Source organism: Shewanella sp. MTB7 (assembly GCF_027571385.1).
Classification (GTDB): Bacteria; Pseudomonadota; Gammaproteobacteria; order Enterobacterales; family Shewanellaceae; genus Shewanella.
The window spans coordinates 1,262,078-1,284,620 of record NZ_CP085636.1; the positions used below are offsets into that span (position 1 = coordinate 1,262,078).

Consider the following 22,543-nt stretch of genomic DNA (forward strand, 5'->3'; position numbering starts at 1 on the left):
GAGTGATGAATGAATCATTGGAATTAACTATTGGGATCTTTGTCGATTATGACACTGCCATTTTGAGAATTATAACTGATGCTTAAGTTGGTATTCGCACTGTAGTTAAAGAGACATTGGTTGGGGGAAACATAGTTCGCTTTATACTTTGTTTCATCGGTACTAGTGCTTGATGAGACACTAATATCATCACCAGCAAAAACAGTCACCCACACGGAGATACAGTCTTCTACATTATCTAGTTGTGGCGATGTTTCATTACCCGGAAGGTAGTGTTGAGCTGGCCAACCCGTGTCATTGAAATCCATCTCTTCACCGTCACCAAAGGTGGGAAGATTCTCAGCAGGTCCTGAGCCTACCCGTACAGCCCAAACACTGTGGGCTAAATTGATCCCAGATTTAAAGGCTCCACCAGTTCCTGCTACGGTTGCAACGTGAGCATCCTCAGAGAGGTTGATAAATTTTGGCAAGGCGACCACAGCGAGGATCCCGAGTATAATGATCACCACAACGAGTTCTATCAGGGTAAAGCCTGAATGTTTTCTTGAAGATTTGGAATGGGAGTGACGATGCATCTAAGTCATGGCTCTTTTAATCATCTTGTGTCGGGAAGTATCGATTGTATCATTTTCATCCTTAAAATGATGATTTAAGACTGGTTATGTCAAAATCACACTATTTTTCGTTGATAATGGTGAGAATGGTAGCGAATAATAATGAGGAAGGTATGACTGTAACGCCAAATTGGGAGTGTTTTCTTGCCGCAGAGGAGCAGCAAGATTATTTCAAAGAATTACAAGATTTTGTTGCGGGGGAGCGTGCCAGTGGTAAGGCGATATTTCCACCAGAAGATCAGGTGTTCACTGCATTTAATTTGACACCGTTAGACAAGGTGCGAGTCGTCATCATCGGGCAAGATCCCTACCATGGTCCAGATCAAGCGCACGGGCTCTGCTTTTCAGTAAAACATGGCATTAAGACGCCTCCTTCATTAGTGAATATGTATAAAGAGCTAGTGACCGATATTACAGGTTTTACTACGCCAGATCATGGTCACCTTTCAAGCTGGGCGGAACAGGGTGTATTGATGCTCAATACGGTATTAACGGTTGAACAGGGTAAGGCACATTCCCATGCTAAGTCCGGTTGGGAAACGTTTACCAACCATGTGATGCAGCACCTGAATCAACAAGCGTCGCCTATCGTCTTTATTCTGTGGGGAGCTCACGCGATTAAAAAGGGCAAGGTTATTACAGGCAAGCAGCATCATATTTTATCAGGGCCTCATCCTTCACCGTTATCCGCTTATCGCGGTTTCTTTGGCTGTCAGCACTTTTCAAAAGCTAATGGGTTGTTGGAGAGTATGGGGAGCACACCAATTAATTGGCAGGTTTAGAGGACTGAAGTAAGCAGATAATACTTGAAAGGAGCCCCATAGCCCCTTTCAAATCTGTATTCGGTTCATCTATCACTCTTTTGTTAATCGGTAGTTATTGGCTAGTGTGCCTGTGATCCTTTGCCCTTGTCTGTCTAGCATAAACAGCCGATTTTCACCAACCAAATACTGGGTATCAACTCCTTTTTGATTGACTGGTTTGAGGCTGATCTTTGCGCCAGTTTTATCCCACTGTAATTTACCTGTTTCGGTAAAGAGATGTTCGTCTTCACCTAGGTATTGAGTGTCGAGTTTGTAGGTGTTGTCCTTATAAAGAATTAATATCGTCTTAATTCCCTCACAACTTGCACAGGGTAAGATCCCTGAATAACGTCCAGGCCAATCTAGTGCATTTTGACTGTTATCGCCTATCACGGTTTGAGGTGTCAGCTCTTCACTCTTTACGTCGTTTTGAATAACCTGAGAAGCTGGTTGCCCATTGGTTGAATCTGGCGTTTGCTTTGAGCATGCCAAAATACCTATCGCCAGTAGAGGTAGTACAATTAGTTGTAGTTTCATCATTATCCTTATGTAATGTAGAGGATTGTATCGGCAGTCCTCCGTTACTCAGCTTAATCATGTTAAGCCTATTTTTTAGACTCTAATTTTTATATATGTCATATAATTTATTAAACAGGGTACAGCAAAATAGAGAGGAACTGGAATGAGTTTAAAGGGGGCTTGTATATTCGTTTTGATGCTAGCTTGGCTTGCTCCAGGTGCGCTTGCTGGCGATGAAGAATCAACCCTGAATATCGTATCGACGAACTACCCGCCATTTTATAGCGATAGTTACAGTAATAGTGGGGCTGTGGCCTATATCGTTGCGACGGCGTTTAAACGTCGTGGTTATAACGTCTCTCATAAATTTTATCCTTTTATTCGTGCCACTCTACTGGTTAAAACCGGCAAGGCTGATGGCATTGTGGGGCTCTGGTACCGTAAAGAGCGTGAACAGTGGGCGGCGTATTCACAGCCTATTGTTCCATTGAACATCGTCCTTTATAAGCGTAAAGACAGCGATATCAGCTATCAAACACTCTCAGATCTACAAGGTTTGCGGATTGGTGTCGGCAGGGGATATGCAAACCCTGTTGCATTCACTCAAGCTAAGCTAGTGACCGAAGAATCCAGTTCAGATGAATTGAATATGAAGAAACTGTTTCTTAAGCGTATTGATCTGGTATTGATAGGGCGAGAGTTGGCTCAATACATTATTCGCACTGGACCGGACGAGTATGCCAATGTCTTTGAAGAGGTGGGAGAGCCATTAAGTGTTGAGGTCTTTCATTTTGGCGCCTCTAAAAGTATTCCTGGATTTCAAAACCTCATAAAAGAGTTTAATTTGGGATTAGAGAGCATGCGGCGAGACGGAAGCTTGGAAAAAATACTCCGTGATTACGAACTTACACAGGGGCTAAAGCCGTCGTTAATAGTCACTAACGAAACGGCAGGTTAAAAGTCCCAAATCTTTGTCGGTGTTACGATTATAGGCAAAGGAATATCCCAATGCTCACATGGCAATACTTCTACTTGCTGGCAGTCATGGGCATAACCGATAGGTAAAGGTGTGCTGGTTTCCTGCCAATTAACCAATGTCCTGTCGTAATATCCTCCTCCCATTCCCATACGATTACCGCTATCGTCAAAGGCGACTAACGGGGTGATGATCACATCGAGACGTTCAGGGATTATGAGACCGCGAATATCGAGCACAGGCTCATCGATCCCCAGCTTATTGCGTTGCATTGGGGTATCGGGCGTATAAGCTAAAAAGATCAAGTTACCTTTACTAAACGGATGCAGCCTTGGCAGGTAGACCTTAACACCGCGCGCCCATAGAGATTGGATTAAGGGGGCTGTATCTAACTCACCATCATTAGTGAGGTAAACTGCTAGATGCTTAATCGTCAAAGATTCAAGCTTGGAGAGTATCCGTGTACAAGCTTGCTGACCTAATGTTGCTTGTTGTTCAGGGAAGATACTGCGCCTTGCAGCACGTATATTCGCTCTGATCTCATTGCGATTTAGCTTTTCTTGAGATAAGCCTGATGGAGTCTGGGAGTTAGTAGGAGATTGCGCCAAAGTGGTGACCTTTAATTTCTAACGATATAAATATCTTACCATCATGAGTGAGATTGGATAAGCTTGAGTCCTATTTTGTTTTGCTGATTAGCTGCTTAATAAAATATTTATATTTTGCTGCATCCACCTACCCCTCCTAGCCGTATAAGTAGTCGTTATTAATTAAAAGAGCTAGTTATGAAATCTACTTTTGCAGTGTTAATGTTATCTATCGCATCATGTATTCCCATGAATGCTACGGCCCAGTGGTCATTAGCCCCATCGTCAGCTGAGTTAAATTTTTTATCAACGAAAGTGTTGATGAATATGAACAGTATTACCGAAATATCACGCTTTCAAACGTTATCAGGTACTGTTTCAGATGATGGAGAGCTAACACTAAAGGTTAAGCTTGGGAGTGTTGATACCCAAGTTCCTATTCGTGATCAACGCCTGCGAGATTGGGTATTTGAGGTATCTAAATATCAAGAAGCAGTGATCTCAGCCAAGATAGCTAAAGCCAGTTTGAGCGAGTTAGTCGTTGGTAAGCCTTTACGTATTAAGCAAGGTTTAATACTAAAAACACATAGTAAGACAATTCCTTTAGAGGCTGATTTACAGTTAGTTAAAAGCCCTGATGGTTCGATTTACGTTTCCACTACCACTCCTATTTTGCTCGATGTTAAGCAACTGGAGTTGAATAAAGGGGTTGAGAAGTTGATTGAGGTGATGAGTCTCGCGTCGATTAACCAGCAAATACCAATTACCTTCTATGGAAGGTTTATTGAAAGTTAATGAGCAGGATGAAATCGATAAAAGGTTTCATCCAAACATTTTAAAAGTATGTGGCATCAATTAGAGAGTTATTTCATTGAGTGAGACAGATGAGATCCTATTAGCACGAACAGCGATGGGGGATAGGGCAGCATTTAAACGCTTGTACCTCCGCCTTTCGCCACGGCTTTTTCCGGTATTGATGCAGCTAATGCACGACCATCAGCTAGCAGAGGATCTTCTTCAGGAGACCTTTGTGCGGATCTGGAATCAAGCATCTCGATATGACTTAAATAAAAGTGGAGCCTATACATGGAGCTATACAATCGCGCGTCATCTAGCTCTGGATCATCTACGTCGTTTATCCCTACGCCGCACTCAAAAGCTGACGGAGCTAGAGATTGAATTCGAGATCGAAGAGGCTGGTGAATCCCTATTGAGTCAACACACCCTGAGTAAAGTTGATCATTGCTTGTCTCAGTTGCAAAACAGTCAACGTCAGGTTCTGATATTAAGCTATCGCTACGGCTATGAACAAGGCGAGTTAGTGAGTCTTTTAGATCACCCGCTAGGTACCATTAAGTCTTGGTTAAGGCGCGGAATGGAGTTTATGCAAAAATGCGTGTCCCATTAAGGTATTACAATCCGGAACTGCAAAGATTGCTTATCAATAGTTATGTCAGTGGCTTTATGAGTTATCGGGCACGCAGGCGAATGTCAAGTTTACTGAAACAGATCCCACAATTAGAGGATCAACTGTTAATGGTTGAAGCCCAGCTTCAATCGCTAAACATAAATCAAGTGCAGGGCCTCCCTAAGGCTCAGGTCTGGAATAAAATCGAAGCTCAATTAGGCTGGCAAGTGGTTCGCTGGTGGCAAAAGATTAACTATTGGCGCGCAAGCTCTGGTGCGTTAGCCCTCTCATTATTATTGGTGATCACTTTACAATTTCAAAGTCCAAGGGACGTCAGCTCTGAATATGTGCCTATCAGCTATGTCGGGATTTTAAATGGCCATGATTCGACGGCAAGTCTAGCGGCAGCTGTTCATCGGGAAACTGATGCCCCTAATGCTCCATGGATGATGACCTTGCACCTAACTCAACCTTGGTCAGAATCAGATGAGGTGGCCAGCTTATGGATCACCGATAATAAAGGCCGAAAATTGTCCATGGGTCCCATTCAAGTTAAAGATACTCAACAGTTTCTACTTACCGCACCCCAATGGCAGTTTATTCAAGGTGCAGTCTGGATGGAGTTGATCGCCGATAACAGCGGTAAGGTAATTTTACAAGGCCAATGTCTCTCTTTGAAGCAGTGGGATAGTTAATAGAACGGCCTAGTAGAACTTAGTTCAATAGGCTTGAAGGCAGTAGAGATGGAGTTGAGAGCCTTCATTAAGGCGCAAAGTTTAGAGTGCATGTTATTTGAATGGTTTTCAAGAACAGTTTTTATTTGAGCTTTCCCGCTAGTATTCAATAGATAAAAAACCATCACTTTGCAGTGATGGTTACGGACTGATGATAACTTTATTTAAAAATCTTCTTCATCGATAGGCGCTCGAAAACTGGCTTTAGCATCTTTAGCTTTAGCCTCTGGAACTTTTAATACCGGCTTATTGGTTGCTGTGTTTGCAGAAGCATTATTTGCCGATGAGCTAACAGCTTTGACTGGAGTGCTCTCAGTTTGTTTACTCTCACTGACTAATTTCTGTTTGTGTGCTTTTGCATCTTTTTGAGCTTCAATATCAAGTTTGTTGACTTTATAATTTACTGCTTCAATTTGTTTAGCTGCTTCAGATGAGGCTGCAGATACTGCATAAATGGAGATGAAAGTAGGTTTACCCGTTATTGGATGTATTATTTCACGAGAATATATTTCGCCATTACCTTTAACTTGTTTATTTTGAAATGATTGCTGCATGCTAGATGCAAAGCTTTCAACTGCTTGAGATTCGGTAATGTTGTTCGCTGCGTCTTTATATGTTTCGCGAACAATTTGTTCAAGCTCTTGAGAGGTGCTGACATTGGCATAAAGAGCGATAACAGCTTCTTTTGAGGCTTGTAATCGTGCAGCACCATGTGCAGCGGAGGAGTTACTACCTCTAATTTCTCGGCCGCTAACGCCAATAATCCAAGCATTACCTGTTGAATCTTTAAACGTTGAAGAACCAATCATACTTGCGAGATTTTGACGGTTATTATGAATGTGTTTCTGCACTTCTTTACTGCTAGTATTTAGTTCACCCTTGTAGTTTCCTGTTAAAATAGAGCGGGTGCGTAACTCGTTTTTTTGGCTCCAAGCTAACAAGACTCCGACCTCATACCTGTTGTTTGCACTATCGAAACGCTCTTCTGTTGCTAAGCTAATGACGCCATAAAGTGGCATTTCGGCTATAGCCTTAATAGTGCTACTATTTTCACTAGCAATATTTCCTTTTAATGCTTCAGCTCGCTCTACTAGCGCACTTCTTTGTGATTTTACGGTATTCGCATCCGTTAGTAGTTTATCGTAATTCGCTTTTTTTTCTGCCGAAATAGCACCAGAATCATAGTCAGTGTCAATTTTCTTTATTACAGCATCGGCTAATGCTGCAGCGCGGTCATCCCAGTTTAAACTACCAATGCGATCTAATTCATTATCGTCAATTAGGTTCTCTAATTCAGATATCTCCATTTCAAGTGAGTCTATTTGGTCATTAAGGGCGTTAACCTCTGAATCTAGTTCTGCTTTTATATTGGAACCAGGCATGACAGCAAGGTCCGAAGCACTCATCTCTGTTCTAATTGACTTAATGATTTCAGCTTTGCCATTTAGCATTGCAATTGAAGCAGCAAGACTACGCTTGATTAAGAATTTACGGTCAGTTTTTGGGTTTTTGGTTTCAAATGTCGTTAAACCAATTTTAATGATGCGGAACTTACCTTGCTCATAAGTATCTCCCCAACCTTTATCCATTTTGTAGTCCGTAAGCACGTTAACTACAGGTTCTGAATAAGAGGGAGCATAAGGTTGTTCAACGACCGCTTCAATAATTTGATCTACAGTGGCTTTGTGTTCAACCTTAGCCACAAATTCATTTGCAATAGCATTGGATACCGAAAGCGCTAGAATGCTGCTGATTAGAATATTATTTATCTTCATTAATGATCATCTCATAGTTGGATTTAACCCATTTAGTGTTGTTATCGAGAAAGTAACTAAATGAGGCTAATGATAGTGCGGTGTCATGGTCACCGAGCTGGAAGTAAGTTAGTGCTAGGGACATCAATTCATATGCATTAATGCCCTCTATAGCCATCGCGTAGTAGTAGCAGGTTTTAGCGAGTTGGTACTTGTGGGTTGATCTAAATACGGCACCTAGATTTTTCCAAAGATCGACTACATTTGGATCCCGTGACAAGACTATTGTTGCATATTTTATAAAGCTATCAGCATCACCATTTAGGTAGGCATGATTAGCTTTAGCTAGGTAGTCAGCAACAATCTTGCTATCACCTTTATCGGCGGTAAACCAAGAGTTAACCATGTTGTTAAATAATCCTGCTAAGCGACCGTTGCTATCAGCATTGATATCTACCCAGTCAGTATCTATATAAACGTTAGTTAACTCACCTTTGTTTTCTTGACTATGGATAGCCTCGGAAAGAGTGAAGATATTGGCTATATCAGTCATGTTTTGTTGCTTAAAAAGTGCACTTTTGTTCACTTTAGTTAGCGTTTTATTTGTTAAGGTCGATGCATAGAACTGATAAATAAAGTGCTGTTTTTGTTGTGCTGAAATATCGAGTTTAAGTTCACTATCAAGGTAGTAATGTGCAAGCTTACAATTTAGCTGGTTATTTTCAACTGACTGCTCTCGAGCAACAATAATGGGTGTTATGGTTCTAGATATATTGGAGGGTAGGGTTGCAGAAGTTGGTAATCCAATGTTTTGCAAGAGCTGTTTGGATAGTTTTTTAAGCATAAGGTAATCAGCATACTGCCCCTCACATCTCCCCTTTACAATAATATAGCGGCCATTATTCCAAATGAAAGTGCCGCTATTATGTTGATTTAGCTTGTTAATATAATATGATTTAATTTCTTCTATTGAAGATGACGCATAGGCAGTGTTACAACTTAAGAGAACCGTGACCGTGATTAATAACCGTATGAGTATCTTCATTAGCGTTTGATTAAGTCAAAATGAGCTGATTTCTGTTCAACGCTTGTCATATGTGGTCTACGGCCTTTACCTTCTTTTTTAAAGGTTGCGTATATTTCATTTAGGCTTTGGTCAATCGCTTCACTTAGTGGACCAGAAAATCTAAAGTTTAAGGTCATCTGTTTGCCATCTTTGTCCCACTCCCATGTTTCAACTTGTCCTGAAGTTCCGTTGTTTAATACATGCTTAAAAATGTCTACATCGGTACGTTTCGCATTATTTAGTACAATCTGATATACAACCCCTTTTTCTGCATGGCGTGCAAGCGCTTGAATAATTTCAATCCCCATCTTTTTCTTCATCTGTTTGTATGCACTGTGTTCAGATACTTGGGCTGCACGGCTTTCAGGCTGAACATATATTCTGCTTTTAAGGGGAGAGTTATTAACCGTGAAAAGAATATCGCCAGTAGCGCTATCTTTGAGGTTTATAGACAGCGAAGTTTCAACACCTTTTAGCCCTTTATGATTTTCAACTTGTCGTTGAGATTGACTTAATGAGAAGTGATGAGTTGCCGTTGTAGTGCCATCATTAATCGCAAAACCTAGGCGTTCCAGCTCATCAATCAACCATGATGTTTTAGTGTTGTTTTCAGACGTTAAAGAGAATATTGGTTGACCTAAGACCTGAGTATAAAAGTTGACATCATTAAGTAACTTACTGGCATTAACCGTGGCATTTATGATGACATAGTATTGTCCACGTTCTATATCTTCATCGATTAAGTCATAGTTACTGACATAACCTTCAGTTTTGGTCGATATTGCTAGGGATATGGCATCATTGAATTTTCCTGATTTCCCTTGCATCATGACGCCCTGAGCCTGTTGTACAGCATTACGAATCGCATCGATAAGTGCTTGTTTACGGGCTTGTGCTTCACCATGTTTCATCGAAGCTAAGCCTTTAGACTCAACCGTTTTTTCTTGTGAGTTGGTTTGAGCAACAGAGCTGTTATGGTCAGTTGTGATAATAATTGTTTGTGAAGACGATGGAGAACTCGCTGATGATGACCTCAGTGAACTTATTTGAGCTGAATCAGTCTGGGTGATAATGATAGCGACAAAATAATCACCATCATATTGTCCAGATTTTAGTTGTTTAGCTGCTGAAAGCTGGCCTTTAAAATGAGTATTAACCACATCAGTAAAGGTTTCACTTGAGAACTCACTGGTGTGATCATTATCTGAAACACTTGCAAATTCGATTGATGAATGGCTACTACCGCTCATAGTGACGCCATTTATCATATCTGATAACTGACGAAGTGCCTTTATTCTAGCGTCTTCTAATGCTTTATTCTCATTTGAACGAGAAGAGAAGCTAATGGCAACGACGTAATATCCATCTCTGCTATTGATACCTGTTCGGGTTCCCCCTTTTGTATCGAGAAGCTCAAAAACATCATCCATAGGCTCAGATGCCAGTGAAACGAAGCTAATGCTAATTCCCAGAATGAACACAGACAGAGGTATAAGGTTTTGTAGTAGCCTAGTCATTGTTATAAGGCCCAATCTTCGGGAGTACCGACTGAAACCGCATAGATTTTATTGCGCTTTAAGTAATCCTTGCCCATTGCTTCAAGTTTCTTTTTTACATCATCGGCATCGGGTTCATTCTCTTTCCAGATAAACATAACACCAGAACCACCATCAGATTTTGGCGTCACTTCACCAGAGGCGATGGGGATATCTAAACCATCATCACTAAGAAATAATACAACAGGTTGTTTTGTCGCAAAACCTTGATTAATACCTGCATTGATGGCGAAACGACCATTACGGAAATTAATGACTCGCCCACCGACGGGGTAATAGTCCATTGTTCTATTAACTAATACTTGAATTGCTTTTTGGGCCGCTTCTTTGTAGGCTTCTTGCAGTTCATTGTGCTTACGGTAATCGAAACCACCAATGAACTTTCCTTCAATGGCAAAGAAACGTTTTGCGGGCATGTTATGACGTATGGGTTCGAATGAGTGAATGATCTCGCCAGATGTAGGGTTAACTATTTTTGTTGTAACTAAGCTTCTGAAGATTATTTCGTTATGGTCATTTTTTCTTTTTATTGCAGTGCCTAATGCAATAGATGATTCAAGCACATAGTCTGGATTGAGTTGCTCGCCTATTTGTATTGCCCCCTCCTCAACAGTATTTTCAGCTTGAAAAGCAACTTCATAATCACAAGCATTGCAGTTGCGTGTTAGCACTTGAAAGCGCTTGGTACGGGCCAGTTCATTTTCTAGTAGCTTAGCAATAATGCCAGTATCTATTTGCGTTGACATCGCATCTTTTTCAAAGCCTATTTTGTCCACATAAGTCGCGATACTGAGTTTTGAAAAAGCACGTACATCATAATTACCTGGAAGCTCAATATTACGGCTATCAAATAGAGCCTCACGGCTAACCTTGTTAATTTGAGTATTAGATTCTATATCGGCTTCAGAATTGATTTTTAGCGAGGTAGATTGACAGCCTACTAGTACAGAAAGTAAAAGTAGTGAAGATATTTTTTTCATATTTTATAGCCTAATAAGGCCGAGGTTAGTATCTCGACCCATCACAGATGTTATTGTGCGTTGCGGAACGCAGAGATGATTTGGTAGTTATCATAAGCAGAGATAACGGAATCATTTAGGTAAGTGATTTGGTCTAATGTCAGCCCAAGATTACTTTTCTCGCTCATCATGTCAGTAAAGTCTACTGAAGAGATCAGAGATGTTGTATCTATAGTTTTAAATTGAACAAGACTTTTAGTCGCGATAACCACAGCTTCGCCAAGTCCAACCATGACCTTCTTAGTCATTTCAGAATTATTAAAGTCGTCAATAATTGTCTGATTGTCACCTAAAGCGTCATAAATCGCTTGCTTCTCTTCTTCGCTCTTAGCTGCTTCAACTGCTCCAAAGTAGTTATTAACAACTGGTTCACTTTGAATTTGTAGAATATATTCTTCATAAAGAGGTTTTGCAGTTAGAAATGCAGTATTAACGATGGTTCTGCCTACTTCTAACTCTTGTATTTTAGAAGGTTTATAAGCTTCTTTTTTTGAATCAGCATATAAAGAGTTGCCTTGAGCTTTTAGATCATTATATGAAACAGTTGATGAACCTGATGTTGAAGCACAACCAGTTGTAAGACCTGCGATAACAATCATTGTTGCTAAGCTTTTTTTCACGGATAACACCTTAAAATTCAAATTGAAAAAGTTGTGGTGACTATACATGTGTGTATCGCGAAGTGTAAAGCGATCTGCTTCACGTTTTTTCATTAATCTAGTTAAGATTTACTTGTCTTATACAGGAGGTATTCATAAGGATGACCATTTTTGAAGGGACCCATTTGAGTCGATATATGGTACCGAAGCTGGTAAGGATGAGCTGATTCAAGGCGAATAAGTGGTAGAAATAAATTGTATTCTTGATACAAAAAAGCCATCAGGGTTAGGTGATGGCTAATCTGTTGTTCGAAGTTCGAACCTAGCTCCTAGAACCTTCTTTATTTAAATTGCTCTCCAGGCTACCGTTACCAGCGTAGCCCTTGAACCATAGATGTTTCATGGCGGATAACTTGTGTCTCATCTGTAAATTTTAGACATAAAAAAACCACCGTTATTGCTAACAATGGCTTCTCTAATTTAAATTGCTCTCCAGACTACCGTTACCAGCGTAGCCCTTGAACCGTAGGTTCAAGGCGGGTAAATGAATAACTCCTAAGGCTTCTCGATACGAGCCGAGCTTGCACAATGTCATTAAAACATTCATCCTGGGTTTGTAATTATCGGCACAGGGACATTGCCGGCTCACATGTAGCCCAGAGAACAAAACTGGTGCATCTAATTCGTTGTAATTTCTTTTATTTATTTTTCTCTATAGCATTTACTATAGCTTTTATTTTGTATTTACGAATGAATTAAATAACTAAAACTTTTAATCCTCTTTAATCGAACGCTCAACTAAGGCGTTCTCTAAAGTTGATTGTAACAGACCGATTTTTTCATCCATCTGCTTATTGTAATCTTGATTTTTTTGCTGCTCTTCTAAAAGCTCATAACCAATGTTTAAAGCCGCCATAATCGCAATTTCTTCACGACTTAAGCTATTGGTTCTTACCTTAAGTGAAGTCAACTGCTTCTCGAGTTTCTCTGCCACGTGCTGCAATGCCTTCTCTTGCCCCGGAGGGCAAGCGATGGAGTAAGTGCGGCCTAGCAAGCTAATTTCAATAGCGTGGCTACTCATGAAACGGGTGGTCCTTAATTTGGTCTCTTGAGCGGACTATAAAGGTCTGTCTTTCAAAGTGCAACATGAGTAATGCTTTAGATGGCCAACTTTAGATTAAATGTTGTTTAGATAGGCAAGCTTGGGTGTTTTCTAGTCATTTCGTTGGATATTTGAGGAACCCTTGACTGACAGCCAGTCGCTAGGGTCTATTTAAGTAAGGTTGTTTAGGCTCTTTGCTTACTAGTTTTCTAGCTCGCGACCCGTAACTTATTTAGCTTGTAGCTCACAGCTCTACATTTTCTTAGCTAATTAATAGATCTGGGATCAGACTGGTGTCGGGTTTTCTTGGCCGAACGTCTTACTTCTGCTAGCATGAACTTAGAAACTTGTGTCATTGGAATCTTGTTATGGCTACCCCTCCTTCTTTACGTATTGATAACTTAATGGCGGCACTCACAGTGGCTGAAATCGCTCAGCATCCTGTCGAGGTTCACGGTGCACTTGTTGGTCTTATCTGCGGTGGTATAGAGCAGTCTAGAAGGCAGTGGAATACCTCGCTGCTTGAGCTGATGAATGATGGACAAGTGCTTCCTGATTCTCTTCAACACCTTATCGATGAACTGTATCAAGATACTTTGGCCAGAATCTCAGATGTGGACTTTGGTTTTTCTCCTATGTTGCCGGAAGAGGAGGAGCCAGTGTCTAAGCGCGTAGAAGCGTTGTCACTTTGGGTACAAAGCTTCCTAACGGGCTTGGCCATGGTGCAACCTAAGCTCAATAATGCGTCTGCGGATGTGCGAGAAGTGATCAAAGATTTAGCTGAAATAGCCTTGGTTGAGTTTGATGTTGCCGATGACGATGAGTCTGAAGCGGCCTATATGGAATTGACCGAATTTGCCAAAATGGCGGCACTACTTTGTTACTCAGAATTTGGCCCTGAACCGTCGGATCAACAAGCCGGTGTTATTCACTAGTCTCAGGCGCCAATGTTAAACCTTGCCCTGAGTCCATGTTAATTGTCTATCGTCACAGCTTAATATGCGGTGACGAGATAGAGAAGGTTAATGAAAGCGCAAACTGAACAAGATGCTAATCTGATAAGCGTCGATGTCGCCATCGTAGGTGGTGCAATGGCTGGGGCTACATTAGCCCTTGGCCTTAAAGGTCTCTCTGATTCACTTAAACGTCCCTTGAAAATTGCGTTAATCGAAGCGCACCATCCTAATCAAGACCATCCTGGTTTCGACGCCCGCTCTATCGCTATCGCCCATGGTTCTATCTTCGAGTTAACCCGACTTGGTCTGTGGCCTAAATTGGCGCACTTAGGCACGCCTATCGACAATATTCATATCTCAGACCGCGGTCATATGGGGATGACGGAGCTCAATGCCGAGGCGTTTAACCTTCATCACTTAGGTCAGGTTGTTGAGTTGGAGCGGGTGGGGCAGGTGCTGTTTAAGTTGCTTAGTGAAGCCGATATTTCTCTTTATTGCCCCAATAAGTTAGCCTCGGTGGAGGCAAAAGTTGATGCGCAACTATTAACCCTTGATGATGGTACTCGCTTAAGGACTTCATTATTGGTGGCGGCAGATGGTGTTAACTCTCAGGTTAGGGCGGCATTTAAACAGCCGTTAAAGCAGGTAGATTTCGACCAAGTGGCTCTCGTTGCTAATATTGAGCTTGCCCAGGTTGAAATCGATAAAACCAATGAGAGTTGGGCCTATGAGCGTTTTACCCAACATGGACCATTGGCACTATTACCCATGTCACCGGTTAAGGGGATCCAGAGGAAGTCATTAGTCTGGGCTTTAAGTCCTGATGAAGCTCTGCGTTTACTTTGTGTAACTAAAGATCAGTTTCTGGATGAGCTGCAGCAAGCCTTTGGCTCCCGGGCAGGTCAGTTTACAGCGGTCGGTGAGCGTTATTCATATCCGTTAATGCTCTCTTATATGCCCAAACCCATTTATCACAGAACCGTATTTATCGGTAATGCAGCCCAAACCTTGCACCCGATTGCGGGTCAGGGTTTTAATTTAGGCCTGAGGGATCTGGTGAGTTTGATTCAGGTGATCGAACAGACTCTGCTCGATGAAACTGACACGGAACCTGCTGATTTTGGTAGCACTCAAGTGACCTATGGGTATCTGCACAGCCGTGAGAGTGATAGAAATAACACCATACGAAATATCGAATTTTTAGTGCGTGGCTTCTCTAATGATTATTGGCCTTTAGTGGTAGGGCGTAACTTAGGCTTGAGAATGCTGTCATGGCTACCGCCCCTTAAAACCCCTGTAGCACGTATTGCTATGGGCTGGAAGGCGATAAGTTAGTAACCATCAAATTGAAAGGAAAACACATGTTGAGCACTAAAACCTATGACGTTGCTATTGTTGGTGGAGGCATGGTTGGCCTCACGACTGCAATCGGCTTGGCCATGGAAAATATACGCGTTGTGGTTATCGATGCAGGAGAGACTCCGGCCGTCACTGGTGAGCCTAAACTTAGGGTCAGTGCAATCAATAAGGCGAGCCAGCGGTTGCTGCAAAACATTGGCGCTTGGTCCTATCTCGATGATGACCGTCTCAGTCCTTACCAAAAGATGGAAGTGTGGGACAAGGATAGCTTAGGTAAAATCAGTTTTGATGCCCACAGTCTCAGTGAGCAGTATCTTGGTTGCATCATTGAAAATGACAACATCGCTCATGCCCTGACGATGCGGGCTGCTGAGTTCGATGAGATCACCCATATCGAGAATCACAAATTAGCCAAAATAGCCTTCGGTGAGCGGGAAGCCTGGTTAACCTTAGACAATGGTGACAACTTAAGTGCTGCATTAGTGATTGGGGCAGACGGTGCCAACTCTTGGGTACGTGAACAGTGTAAAATTCCAATGACGTTTTGGGATTATGGCCATCATGCTATTGTCGCCACTGTGCGCACAGAGATCCCACATAAAGACACTGCCCGTCAGGTATTCCTCAAAGATGGGCCATTAGCTTTTCTGCCCCTTTATGAGCAAAACCTCTGCTCAATCGTCTGGTCTGTTCCCCCTGCAAAGGCTAAGCAACTGCTGGAAAGTGACCCACAACTATTTGAACGTACCTTAACGGCAGCATTTGATGGCCGCATGGGGATGTGCAAACTCGAATGTGAACCACAAGCGTTCCCATTGCGCATGCGTTACGCCCGTCACTTCGCTCGCCATCGTCTGCTATTGGCGGGAGATGCAGCGCATACGATTCATCCGTTGGCAGGTCAAGGGGTCAACTTAGGCTTGCTTGACGCTGCCGCCATCATACAAACCTTAGGCGAGCTTAAGCTTGAGGGGAAAGATCTTGGTGACTATCCTAACCTTCGCGCATTAGAGCGTTGGCGCAAGGCCGATGCGCTGGAGATGATTGCCGCCATGGAAAGTTTTAAGCGGTTATTCGAAGGTAGCAACCCGGTTAAGAAGGCGTTACGTGATCTCGGTCTCAATCTGGTCGATAATATTGCTCCGGTGAAAACACTGTTCATGCAACAAGCCATGGGCAACAAAAATAGTCTGCCTAAGCTGTGTAAAGCGCAATAGGCATAGGTCAGGCTTAATGATAATTAGTCTGGTTTTTCAGTAGGTTGATTTGGATTTTTCTGTAAACATTTTTTGAACACTAAAATAACGAATGTTTCACATGAGAAAAAGTAATGATAAATTGGCTCAAGTCACAAAATTTTTTTGTATACAAAATAGAGATGCAAGGTATAATTTCGGCGCATTTTAAGACCCTTGATGGGTTTGATAGATCTTTATTTGTCGCATTTGATTAACATGTCGAATGCGAAAAACGCGCTGGCCTAAGTAACCCTACGCCAGGTAAGACCCGAAAAGGGCATAAAAGAAGAGATTATAATGGCTAATAAAACAGTACTCTTTAACAAGCACTTAGAATCAGACGCTAAAATGGTAGATTTCCACGGTTGGGATATGCCACTAAACTATGGTTCTCAAATCGAAGAGCATCACGCGGTTCGTCAAGACGCGGGCATGTTCGACGTGTCACATATGACCGTTGTCGATGTGACAGGCACCGATGCTTGTGCTTTCCTACGTAAATTATTAGCGAACGATGTGGCTAAACTTAAGGTGCCGGGCAAGGCACTTTATGGCGGTATGTTAGATCATAACGCTGGCGTGATTGATGACCTTATCACCTACTACCTCACCGACACTCATTACCGTATCGTGGTTAACTCAGCGACCCGTGAAAAAGATCTAGCTTGGATTGCCGAGCAAGTTAACGGATTCGACGTCGTGATCACAGAGCGTCCTGAACTGGCGATGATTGCTGTTCAAGGTCCTAACGCAAAAGCCAAAGCCGCGACCGTATTCAACCCTGAGCAAAATGCCGCAGTGGAAGGCATGAAGCCTTTCTTTGGCGTGCAAGCAGGCTCACTCTTTATCGCGACAACCGGTTACACTGGCGAAACGGGTTATGAGATCATCGTCCCAGAAGATGAAGCGCAGGCCCTATGGCAAGCATTACTCGAAGCCGGTGTTAAGCCCTGTGGACTCGGCGCACGTGATACATTACGGTTAGAAGCAGGCATGAATCTTTACGGTCTGGATATGGATGAAACCGTTAATCCACTCGCGGCTAACATGGGGTGGACTATCGCATGGGAACCTGCTGATCGTGATTTCAACGGTCGTGAAGCACTCGCTGCAATAAAAGCGGCGGGTACACAGAAGATGGTTGGCCTGATCATGGAAGCCAAGGGCGTTATTCGCCCTGGTATGTCAGTCTTCTTCACCGATAGTGACGGCGCAGAGCAACAAGGCATCATCACCAGTGGTACATTCTCACCAACATTAGGCTACTCTATTGCCATGGCTCGTGTGCCAAGAAGTATCGGTGAGACCGCTGAAGTCGAAATGCGTAAGAAGCGTGTAGCGGTTAAAGTTATCGCACCATCATTTGTACGTAACGGTAAACAAGCATTCTAGTTATTTAACGGGTTTATCGCTATTTGATTCGATTTCGTTGTCGATAGTGCTCATTGATACATATCAACTGCGCGCTATCTCCTATAACTCAAATCAAATTTCAGCTAACCTCGTCAAATAATAGAGACATGATTAAGCGCTTTATCGTCTGTACCTATAAATACAAAAATCGATAAATTGGCTAAACATCCAGAATTAGAATATTCGAATAAGGACTAAGAACAATGAGCAACATTCCTGCTGAACTAAAATATGCTTCATCTCATGAGTGGATCCGTAAAGAAGAAGATGGTTCATACACTATTGGTATCAGTGATCACGCTCAAGAGCTTTTGGGTGACATGGTATTTATTGAACTTCCAGAAGTTGGCGATTCGGTTAGTGCTGGTGAAGATTGTGCCGTTGCTGAATCAGTGAAAGCCGCTTCAGACATCTACGCACCAATATCAGGTGAAGTGATTGCAGTGAACGAAGCACTTGAAGACTCTCCAGAGCTTGTTAACGGCGATGCATTTGGTGACGGTTGGTTCTTCCGCGTTATGCCAACTGACACAGCTGAAATTGATAACCTGCTAGATGCTGATGGTTATCAATCAGTGATTGACGAAGCGTAATTATTGACTGAACACAAAGCCTCGTTTCTTCGAAAATGAGGCTTTGTTCGTTATAGGGTAACCTGATCACCTAAGACTATTTATACCTAAATTACTTCAAGATGCTCGACTCTGCATCTCTAGAGGTTGCTTAGGTATAATACCAATCAGTATAAAGATTTGATCGCTCAGCGAGAGTTTAGCGGTCCTGAGGCAAGGCAACGAGTGAAGAGCATAGTTATTCTACGGTCAAGTTCGTTAACACAGCATCAGAACCGCTAAAACTCGCCTGTAAGGAGTGTTTTTGGCTGCCTACTTCTGCGTTGAATGAACTCATAAGGGAACAACCGTTATGTCATCCATTCGCCTTGAATTAGTTTGCCAAAAAACACTCTGAGTAGATCAACTGCTTATACTGATTGGTATAAAGCCAATTAGTATAAGAAAGCGAATACATCTGTATTGATTGGTATAACTACACCACAACGAGACCGGTACCTTAGCCCCCTACAGGCGGATACTGGCAAATATGGAATTAGGTTCATGACCACTGAAACGCTTACTCAACTTGAGCAACACGATCTCTTTCTCAGTCGCCATATCGGCCCTGATAGCGTACAACGTCAAGAGATGTTGAATTATGTTGGTGCAGAATCTTTAGAAGATTTGACCGCACAGATCGTCCCTGAGTCGATTCTCCTTAACCGAGACTTAGCCGTTGGCGATCACATGAGTGAAGCCGAAGGTCTCGCTTATATCCGTAAGATTGCTGATAAGAACAAGATATACAAAAGCTATATCGGCATGGGGTACCACAGTACATTCGTCCCAAGCGTTATCCAGCGCAATGTACTGGAAAATCCAGGTTGGTACACGGCCTACACGCCTTACCAGCCAGAGATTGCCCAGGGCCGTTTAGAAGCCATTCTTAACTTTCAACAGCTGTCGATGGACTTAACTGGCCTTGACCTTGCTTCAGCATCACTGCTCGACGAAGCCACTGCTGCTGCCGAGGCGATGGCACTAGCTAAGCGCGTCTCTAAAGCCAAAAAAGCCAATATCTTTTTCGTTGCTGATGACGTGTTCCCGCAAACGATTGACGTGGTCAAGACCCGCGCAGAGTGTTTCGGTTTTGAAGTAATTGTTGGTCCTGCTGAAGATGCCGTTAATTACGAAATTTTTGGTGCGTTATTTCAGTACACCAACTGCTTAGGCGAAATCACCGATTTCACTGAGCTATTTGTCAAGCTGCATGAAAAGAAGGCTGTAGTTTCTGTTGCCGCCGACATCATGTCATTGGTACTGCTTAAGTCTCCAGGTGCTATGGGCGCCGATGTTGTGTTCGGTAACTCCCAGCGTTTTGGCGTGCCAATGGGCTTTGGTGGCCCACATGCAGCGTTCTTCGTCACCCGTGATGAGCATAAACGCTCGTTGCCTGGCCGCATTATCGGCGTATCACAAGATACTCGTGGTAACCGTGCCCTACGTATGGCGATGCAGACTCGTGAGCAACATATTCGCCGCGAAAAAGCCAACTCTAACATCTGTACCGCTCAGGTATTACTGGCAAACATGGCGTCTTTCTACGCCGTATTCCATGGCCCACAAGGGCTTAAGATCATCGCTGAACGTATTCACCGTTTAACGGACATTCTTGCGGCTGGTCTAACGGCTAAAGGCGTAGAACTGGTCAACAGCACTTGGTTCGATACACTAACGATTAAAGGCTTAGATGTAGCAGAAATGGTTAAGCGCTCAGATGCTGCAGGTATTAACCTACGCGTCGATAGCGATACTGGCTCAAGTCAATTGATGGGTGTCAGCTTAGGTGAAACGACTACGCGTGAAGATGTGGCACAGTTGTTCGATGTGATTTTAGGCTCAGGCCATGGTCTTGATGTCGCTCAACTAGATAGCGAAGTGATCGCCGCTGGCAGCAGCTCAATACCAAGCGAACTTTTACGTCAAGATGCTATCCTGACTCACCCAACGTTCAATCGCTACCACAGCGAAACCGAGATGATGCGTTATATCAAACGTCTCGAGAACAAAGATTTAGCCCTTAACCATTCAATGATCTCATTGGGTTCATGCACCATGAAGCTCAACGCGGCCACTGAGATGATGCCGATTAGCTGGCCTGAGTTTGGTAGCTTGCACCCATTCTGCCCACAAGATCAGAGCCAAGGTTATGCTCAGCTTATCGAAGAGTTATCGACTTGGTTGGCGGACATCACAGGTTATGATGCCATGTGTATGCAAGCCAACTCTGGTGCTTCAGGCGAGTATGCAGGCCTACTTGCTATCAGAAATTATCATATTTCACGTGGTGATGCTCACAGAAATGTTTGTCTTATTCCACAGTCTGCCCACGGCACTAACCCAGCATCAGCTCAGCTTGCTGGCATGAAGATCGTGGTGACGGCTTGTGATAAAGCCGGCAACATCGACATGGAAGATCTTAAGGCTAAAGCCGCTGAAGTGGCCGAAAACCTCTCTTGCATCATGGTCACTTACCCATCGACTCACGGTGTGTATGAAGAGTCTATTGCTGAGGTTTGTGAAGTGATTCACAGCCACGGTGGTCAGGTTTACCTTGATGGTGCCAACATGAACGCTCAAGTGGGTCTTACCACTCCTGGCTTTATCGGCGCCGACGTATCGCATCTTAACCTGCATAAAACCTTCGCTATTCCACATGGCGGCGGTGGACCAGGTATGGGCCCTATCGGTGTTAAAAAGCACCTAGCCCCATTTGTTGCTGGTCACGTAGTTGTGAAAGCAGGCCTAGAGTCTGACAATAATGGCGCCGTTTCTGCTGCACCCTATGGCAGCGCCAGTATCTTGCCAATTACTTGGATGTACATCAAGTTACTCGGTAAGCAAGGACTGAGACAATCAACACAGATGGCACTGTTAAACGCCAACTACGTGATGAAGAAGCTATCTGAGCACTACCCAGTGCTTTACACTGGCCGTAATGACCGCGTGGCCCACGAATGTATTATCGACCTACGTCCGCTGAAAGAAGCGTCAGGCGTCACTGAGATGGATATTGCTAAGCGTCTTAATGATTACGGTTTCCACGCACCCACCATGAGCTTCCCAGTGGCGGGCACCTTAATGATTGAGCCAACGGAATCTGAGTCTAAGGTTGAACTGGATCGCTTTATCGAAGCGATGATCTCTATTCGCGGCGAAGTCGCCCGCGTCGAGTCTGGCGAGTGGCCAGTAGACAATAACCCGCTGCACAATGCCCCGCATACACTGGCTGACATCATGGATCCTGAGTTTGACTCACGTCCATACAGCCGTGAAATTGCCGTGTTCCCAACGGCAGCGGTTAAGAAAAACAAGTTCTGGCCAACGGTTAATCGAATTGATGATGTGTTTGGCGACAGAAATCTTTTCTGTGCTTGTGTCCCAATCTCTGACTACGAATAATAATTGCTGCTTAGTCTCGCTACTGCGGCGTTGAACCTCGGCTCCAGTCCTCATTGACAACAGTCAACTCCGGGCTAGAGCCTTCGGTTCGCCTTGCGTTAGCGTCGCCAGCAACGCAATTATGGAATAGTCAGCTTAATTTGATGTAGAAGCGGCTTTAGCCGCGAAGTGATTAGAACGCACCCGTAGTGGTGCGTTTTTTATTAGGTGAGAATAAGGCTCAGGTCTGTTTTCGTAGGTCTCGAAATAAAGAGTTTGATTGGAGTCAACTCCGTGGCGAAAACGTCAAACTTCATTGTCTTATCATCGCCAACAACGCAATTATGGCTGTATCGTCATTCCGTTAGGGCTTTTGGGCCGGAATCTAGCTTTTGAAAGCGAACCGATGGGTTCGCTTTTTTGTGGGTGGATGTAAACCTTACTCTGACCAACTATCTATGATGTGACATGGGTCAATAGCTTGTCTTCATCCCTGAATGGCTGCTCTAACTCTTTCTTAAGAGCTTCGAGTTGCCTGCATTCCCTAACTGCACACACAATAACCTACTAAATGTATGGGATTCAATGTGTGTTGAGCTAGTTTGTTGAAATATAAGGGGTTGTACTGACTTCTGTTGATAATCGGAGAGAAATACTAACTCAATGGCTTTAGCCTGCTTTTTGCTCTGGCGGTTTTATATCTTCTCCGGTTTTTGCTCCTCTCCGTGGCCCTCTGTGTTCTCCGTGGTAAATCGCTTTTATCTGACAGTTCTGTCTTTCTCTAATTTTGCAACTGATGATTGATGGGTGACAATGGCTTTTTGCATTATAATGGCGCGACTAAA

20 protein-coding genes and 1 other RNA gene are annotated in these 22,543 nt (G+C 43.2%); 11 read left to right on the plus strand and 10 right to left on the minus strand.

What is annotated here, in order from left to right; all coding sequences use genetic code 11:
• Positions 1-23 precede the first annotated feature (23 nt).
• The gene (locus HWQ47_RS05140; RefSeq protein WP_269970109.1) at positions 24-575 is read right to left on the minus strand and encodes a type II secretion system protein; all 552 of its coding nucleotides are present in this window, start codon (positions 573-575) and stop codon (positions 24-26) included.
• Between the two features lie 152 nt (positions 576-727).
• Between HWQ47_RS05140 and ung the strand changes: the two genes are divergently transcribed.
• The gene (ung, locus tag HWQ47_RS05145; protein ID WP_269970110.1) at positions 728-1,396 is read left to right on the plus strand and encodes a uracil-DNA glycosylase; all 669 of its coding nucleotides are present in this window, start codon (positions 728-730) and stop codon (positions 1,394-1,396) included.
• A gap of 72 nt (positions 1,397-1,468) precedes the next feature.
• Here the strand turns inward: ung and HWQ47_RS05150 are convergent, their stop codons facing one another.
• Positions 1,469-1,957, minus strand: a complete 489-nt coding sequence (locus HWQ47_RS05150) for a copper resistance protein NlpE (protein WP_269970111.1) — start codon at positions 1,955-1,957, stop codon at positions 1,469-1,471.
• A gap of 142 nt (positions 1,958-2,099) precedes the next feature.
• Between HWQ47_RS05150 and HWQ47_RS05155 the strand changes: the two genes are divergently transcribed.
• Positions 2,100-2,894, plus strand: coding sequence for a substrate-binding periplasmic protein (locus tag HWQ47_RS05155; protein ID WP_269970112.1), 795 nt, complete (start codon positions 2,100-2,102; stop codon positions 2,892-2,894).
• On the opposite strand, the gene HWQ47_RS05160 is transcribed toward HWQ47_RS05155, so the two are convergent.
• Positions 2,891-3,520, minus strand: coding sequence for a 5-formyltetrahydrofolate cyclo-ligase (locus HWQ47_RS05160; RefSeq protein ID WP_269970113.1), 630 nt, complete (start codon positions 3,518-3,520; stop codon positions 2,891-2,893). The two genes, HWQ47_RS05155 and HWQ47_RS05160, sit on opposite strands and share 4 nt — an antisense overlap.
• A 177-nt stretch (positions 3,521-3,697) precedes the next feature.
• On the opposite strand from HWQ47_RS05160, the gene HWQ47_RS05165 reads away from it, so the two are divergent.
• The 3 genes from HWQ47_RS05165 (at position 3,698) to HWQ47_RS05175 (ending at position 5,602) form a co-directional block, all read left to right on the plus strand.
• On the plus strand, positions 3,698-4,294 hold the full coding sequence (locus tag HWQ47_RS05165; protein ID WP_269970114.1) for a YceI family protein: 597 nt from the start codon (positions 3,698-3,700) through the stop codon (positions 4,292-4,294).
• Positions 4,295-4,370: 76 nt separating this feature from the next.
• Entirely contained in the window at positions 4,371-4,907 is a 537-nt protein-coding gene (locus HWQ47_RS05170; protein ID WP_269970115.1) for an RNA polymerase sigma factor, read from the plus strand.
• On the plus strand, positions 4,892-5,602 hold the full coding sequence (locus HWQ47_RS05175) for a hypothetical protein (protein WP_269970116.1): 711 nt from the start codon (positions 4,892-4,894) through the stop codon (positions 5,600-5,602). The genes HWQ47_RS05170 and HWQ47_RS05175 overlap by 16 nt, the downstream gene beginning before the upstream one ends.
• A 203-nt stretch (positions 5,603-5,805) precedes the next feature.
• Here HWQ47_RS05175 and HWQ47_RS05180 read toward each other — a convergent pair whose 3' ends face one another.
• The 7 genes from HWQ47_RS05180 to zapA form a co-directional block, all read right to left on the minus strand.
• On the minus strand, positions 5,806-7,416 hold the full coding sequence (locus HWQ47_RS05180; protein WP_269970117.1) for a hypothetical protein: 1,611 nt from the start codon (positions 7,414-7,416) through the stop codon (positions 5,806-5,808).
• On the minus strand, positions 7,403-8,239 hold the full coding sequence (locus tag HWQ47_RS05185) for a tetratricopeptide repeat protein (protein ID WP_269970118.1): 837 nt from the start codon (positions 8,237-8,239) through the stop codon (positions 7,403-7,405). Before HWQ47_RS05185 ends, HWQ47_RS05180 begins: the two co-directional genes overlap by 14 nt.
• Before the next feature lie 200 nt (positions 8,240-8,439).
• Positions 8,440-9,978 (minus strand): hypothetical protein, encoded by a 1,539-nt coding sequence (locus HWQ47_RS05190; RefSeq protein ID WP_269970119.1) that lies wholly within the window; start codon positions 9,976-9,978, stop codon positions 8,440-8,442.
• A gap of 2 nt (positions 9,979-9,980) precedes the next feature.
• Complete coding sequence (locus HWQ47_RS05195; protein ID WP_269970120.1) at positions 9,981-10,997, minus strand: penicillin-binding protein activator LpoB; 1,017 nt, start codon at positions 10,995-10,997, stop codon at positions 9,981-9,983.
• Between the two features lie 50 nt (positions 10,998-11,047).
• Positions 11,048-11,656: a hypothetical protein gene (locus HWQ47_RS05200; protein WP_269970121.1), complete on the minus strand. Its 609-nt coding sequence runs from the start codon at positions 11,654-11,656 to the stop codon at positions 11,048-11,050.
• 464 nt (positions 11,657-12,120) lie between these two features.
• A non-coding RNA gene (ssrS, locus tag HWQ47_RS05205) (6S RNA) lies at positions 12,121-12,301 on the minus strand.
• A 106-nt stretch (positions 12,302-12,407) separates the two neighbouring features.
• Positions 12,408-12,716: a cell division protein ZapA gene (gene zapA / locus HWQ47_RS05210; protein WP_269970122.1), complete on the minus strand. Its 309-nt coding sequence runs from the start codon at positions 12,714-12,716 to the stop codon at positions 12,408-12,410.
• A 389-nt stretch (positions 12,717-13,105) separates the two neighbouring features.
• Between zapA and HWQ47_RS05215 the strand changes: the two genes are divergently transcribed.
• From HWQ47_RS05215 to gcvP, 6 genes are all read left to right on the plus strand, one after another.
• Positions 13,106-13,672 (plus strand): UPF0149 family protein, encoded by a 567-nt coding sequence (locus HWQ47_RS05215; RefSeq protein WP_269970123.1) that lies wholly within the window; start codon positions 13,106-13,108, stop codon positions 13,670-13,672.
• A gap of 90 nt (positions 13,673-13,762) precedes the next feature.
• The gene (gene ubiH / locus HWQ47_RS05220) at positions 13,763-15,028 is read left to right on the plus strand and encodes a 2-octaprenyl-6-methoxyphenyl hydroxylase (RefSeq protein ID WP_269970124.1); all 1,266 of its coding nucleotides are present in this window, start codon (positions 13,763-13,765) and stop codon (positions 15,026-15,028) included.
• Positions 15,029-15,054: 26 nt separating this feature from the next.
• Positions 15,055-16,269: an FAD-dependent oxidoreductase gene (locus HWQ47_RS05225; protein ID WP_269970125.1), complete on the plus strand. Its 1,215-nt coding sequence runs from the start codon at positions 15,055-15,057 to the stop codon at positions 16,267-16,269.
• 318 nt (positions 16,270-16,587) lie between these two features.
• Positions 16,588-17,682 carry a glycine cleavage system aminomethyltransferase GcvT gene (gene gcvT, locus HWQ47_RS05230; RefSeq protein ID WP_269970126.1) on the plus strand — a complete coding sequence of 365 codons (1,095 nt, stop codon included), beginning with the start codon at positions 16,588-16,590 and terminating at the stop codon, positions 17,680-17,682.
• Between the two features lie 224 nt (positions 17,683-17,906).
• Positions 17,907-18,296 carry a glycine cleavage system protein GcvH gene (gene gcvH / locus HWQ47_RS05235; RefSeq protein WP_269970127.1) on the plus strand — a complete coding sequence of 130 codons (390 nt, stop codon included), beginning with the start codon at positions 17,907-17,909 and terminating at the stop codon, positions 18,294-18,296.
• A gap of 522 nt (positions 18,297-18,818) precedes the next feature.
• Positions 18,819-21,719: an aminomethyl-transferring glycine dehydrogenase gene (gene gcvP / locus HWQ47_RS05240; protein ID WP_269970128.1), complete on the plus strand. Its 2,901-nt coding sequence runs from the start codon at positions 18,819-18,821 to the stop codon at positions 21,717-21,719.
• Positions 21,720-22,543: the final 824 nt, after the last annotated feature.

What these genes read in the sequence shown, in the direction of transcription:
- HWQ47_RS05140 (WP_269970109.1), bottom strand. Translation starts at nt 575, where the DNA reads ATGCATCGTCACTCCCATTCCAAATCTTCAAGAAAACATTCAGGCTTT.
- ung (WP_269970110.1), top strand. Translation starts at nt 728, where the DNA reads ATGACTGTAACGCCAAATTGGGAGTGTTTTCTTGCCGCAGAGGAGCAG.
- HWQ47_RS05150 (WP_269970111.1), bottom strand. Translation starts at nt 1,957, where the DNA reads ATGATGAAACTACAACTAATTGTACTACCTCTACTGGCGATAGGTATT.
- HWQ47_RS05155 (WP_269970112.1), top strand. Translation starts at nt 2,100, where the DNA reads ATGAGTTTAAAGGGGGCTTGTATATTCGTTTTGATGCTAGCTTGGCTT.
- HWQ47_RS05165 (WP_269970114.1), top strand. Translation starts at nt 3,698, where the DNA reads ATGAAATCTACTTTTGCAGTGTTAATGTTATCTATCGCATCATGTATT.
- HWQ47_RS05175 (WP_269970116.1), top strand. Translation starts at nt 4,892, where the DNA reads ATGCGTGTCCCATTAAGGTATTACAATCCGGAACTGCAAAGATTGCTT.
- HWQ47_RS05180 (WP_269970117.1), bottom strand. Translation starts at nt 7,416, where the DNA reads ATGAAGATAAATAATATTCTAATCAGCAGCATTCTAGCGCTTTCGGTA.
- HWQ47_RS05185 (WP_269970118.1), bottom strand. Translation starts at nt 8,239, where the DNA reads ATGCTTAAAAAACTATCCAAACAGCTCTTGCAAAACATTGGATTACCA.
- HWQ47_RS05190 (WP_269970119.1), bottom strand. Translation starts at nt 9,978, where the DNA reads ATGACTAGGCTACTACAAAACCTTATACCTCTGTCTGTGTTCATTCTG.
- HWQ47_RS05195 (WP_269970120.1), bottom strand. Translation starts at nt 10,997, where the DNA reads ATGAAAAAAATATCTTCACTACTTTTACTTTCTGTACTAGTAGGCTGT.
- zapA (WP_269970122.1), bottom strand. Translation starts at nt 12,716, where the DNA reads ATGAGTAGCCACGCTATTGAAATTAGCTTGCTAGGCCGCACTTACTCC.
- HWQ47_RS05215 (WP_269970123.1), top strand. Translation starts at nt 13,106, where the DNA reads ATGGCTACCCCTCCTTCTTTACGTATTGATAACTTAATGGCGGCACTC.
- ubiH (WP_269970124.1), top strand. Translation starts at nt 13,763, where the DNA reads ATGAAAGCGCAAACTGAACAAGATGCTAATCTGATAAGCGTCGATGTC.
- HWQ47_RS05225 (WP_269970125.1), top strand. Translation starts at nt 15,055, where the DNA reads ATGTTGAGCACTAAAACCTATGACGTTGCTATTGTTGGTGGAGGCATG.
- gcvT (WP_269970126.1), top strand. Translation starts at nt 16,588, where the DNA reads ATGGCTAATAAAACAGTACTCTTTAACAAGCACTTAGAATCAGACGCT.
- gcvH (WP_269970127.1), top strand. Translation starts at nt 17,907, where the DNA reads ATGAGCAACATTCCTGCTGAACTAAAATATGCTTCATCTCATGAGTGG.
- gcvP (WP_269970128.1), top strand. Translation starts at nt 18,819, where the DNA reads ATGACCACTGAAACGCTTACTCAACTTGAGCAACACGATCTCTTTCTC.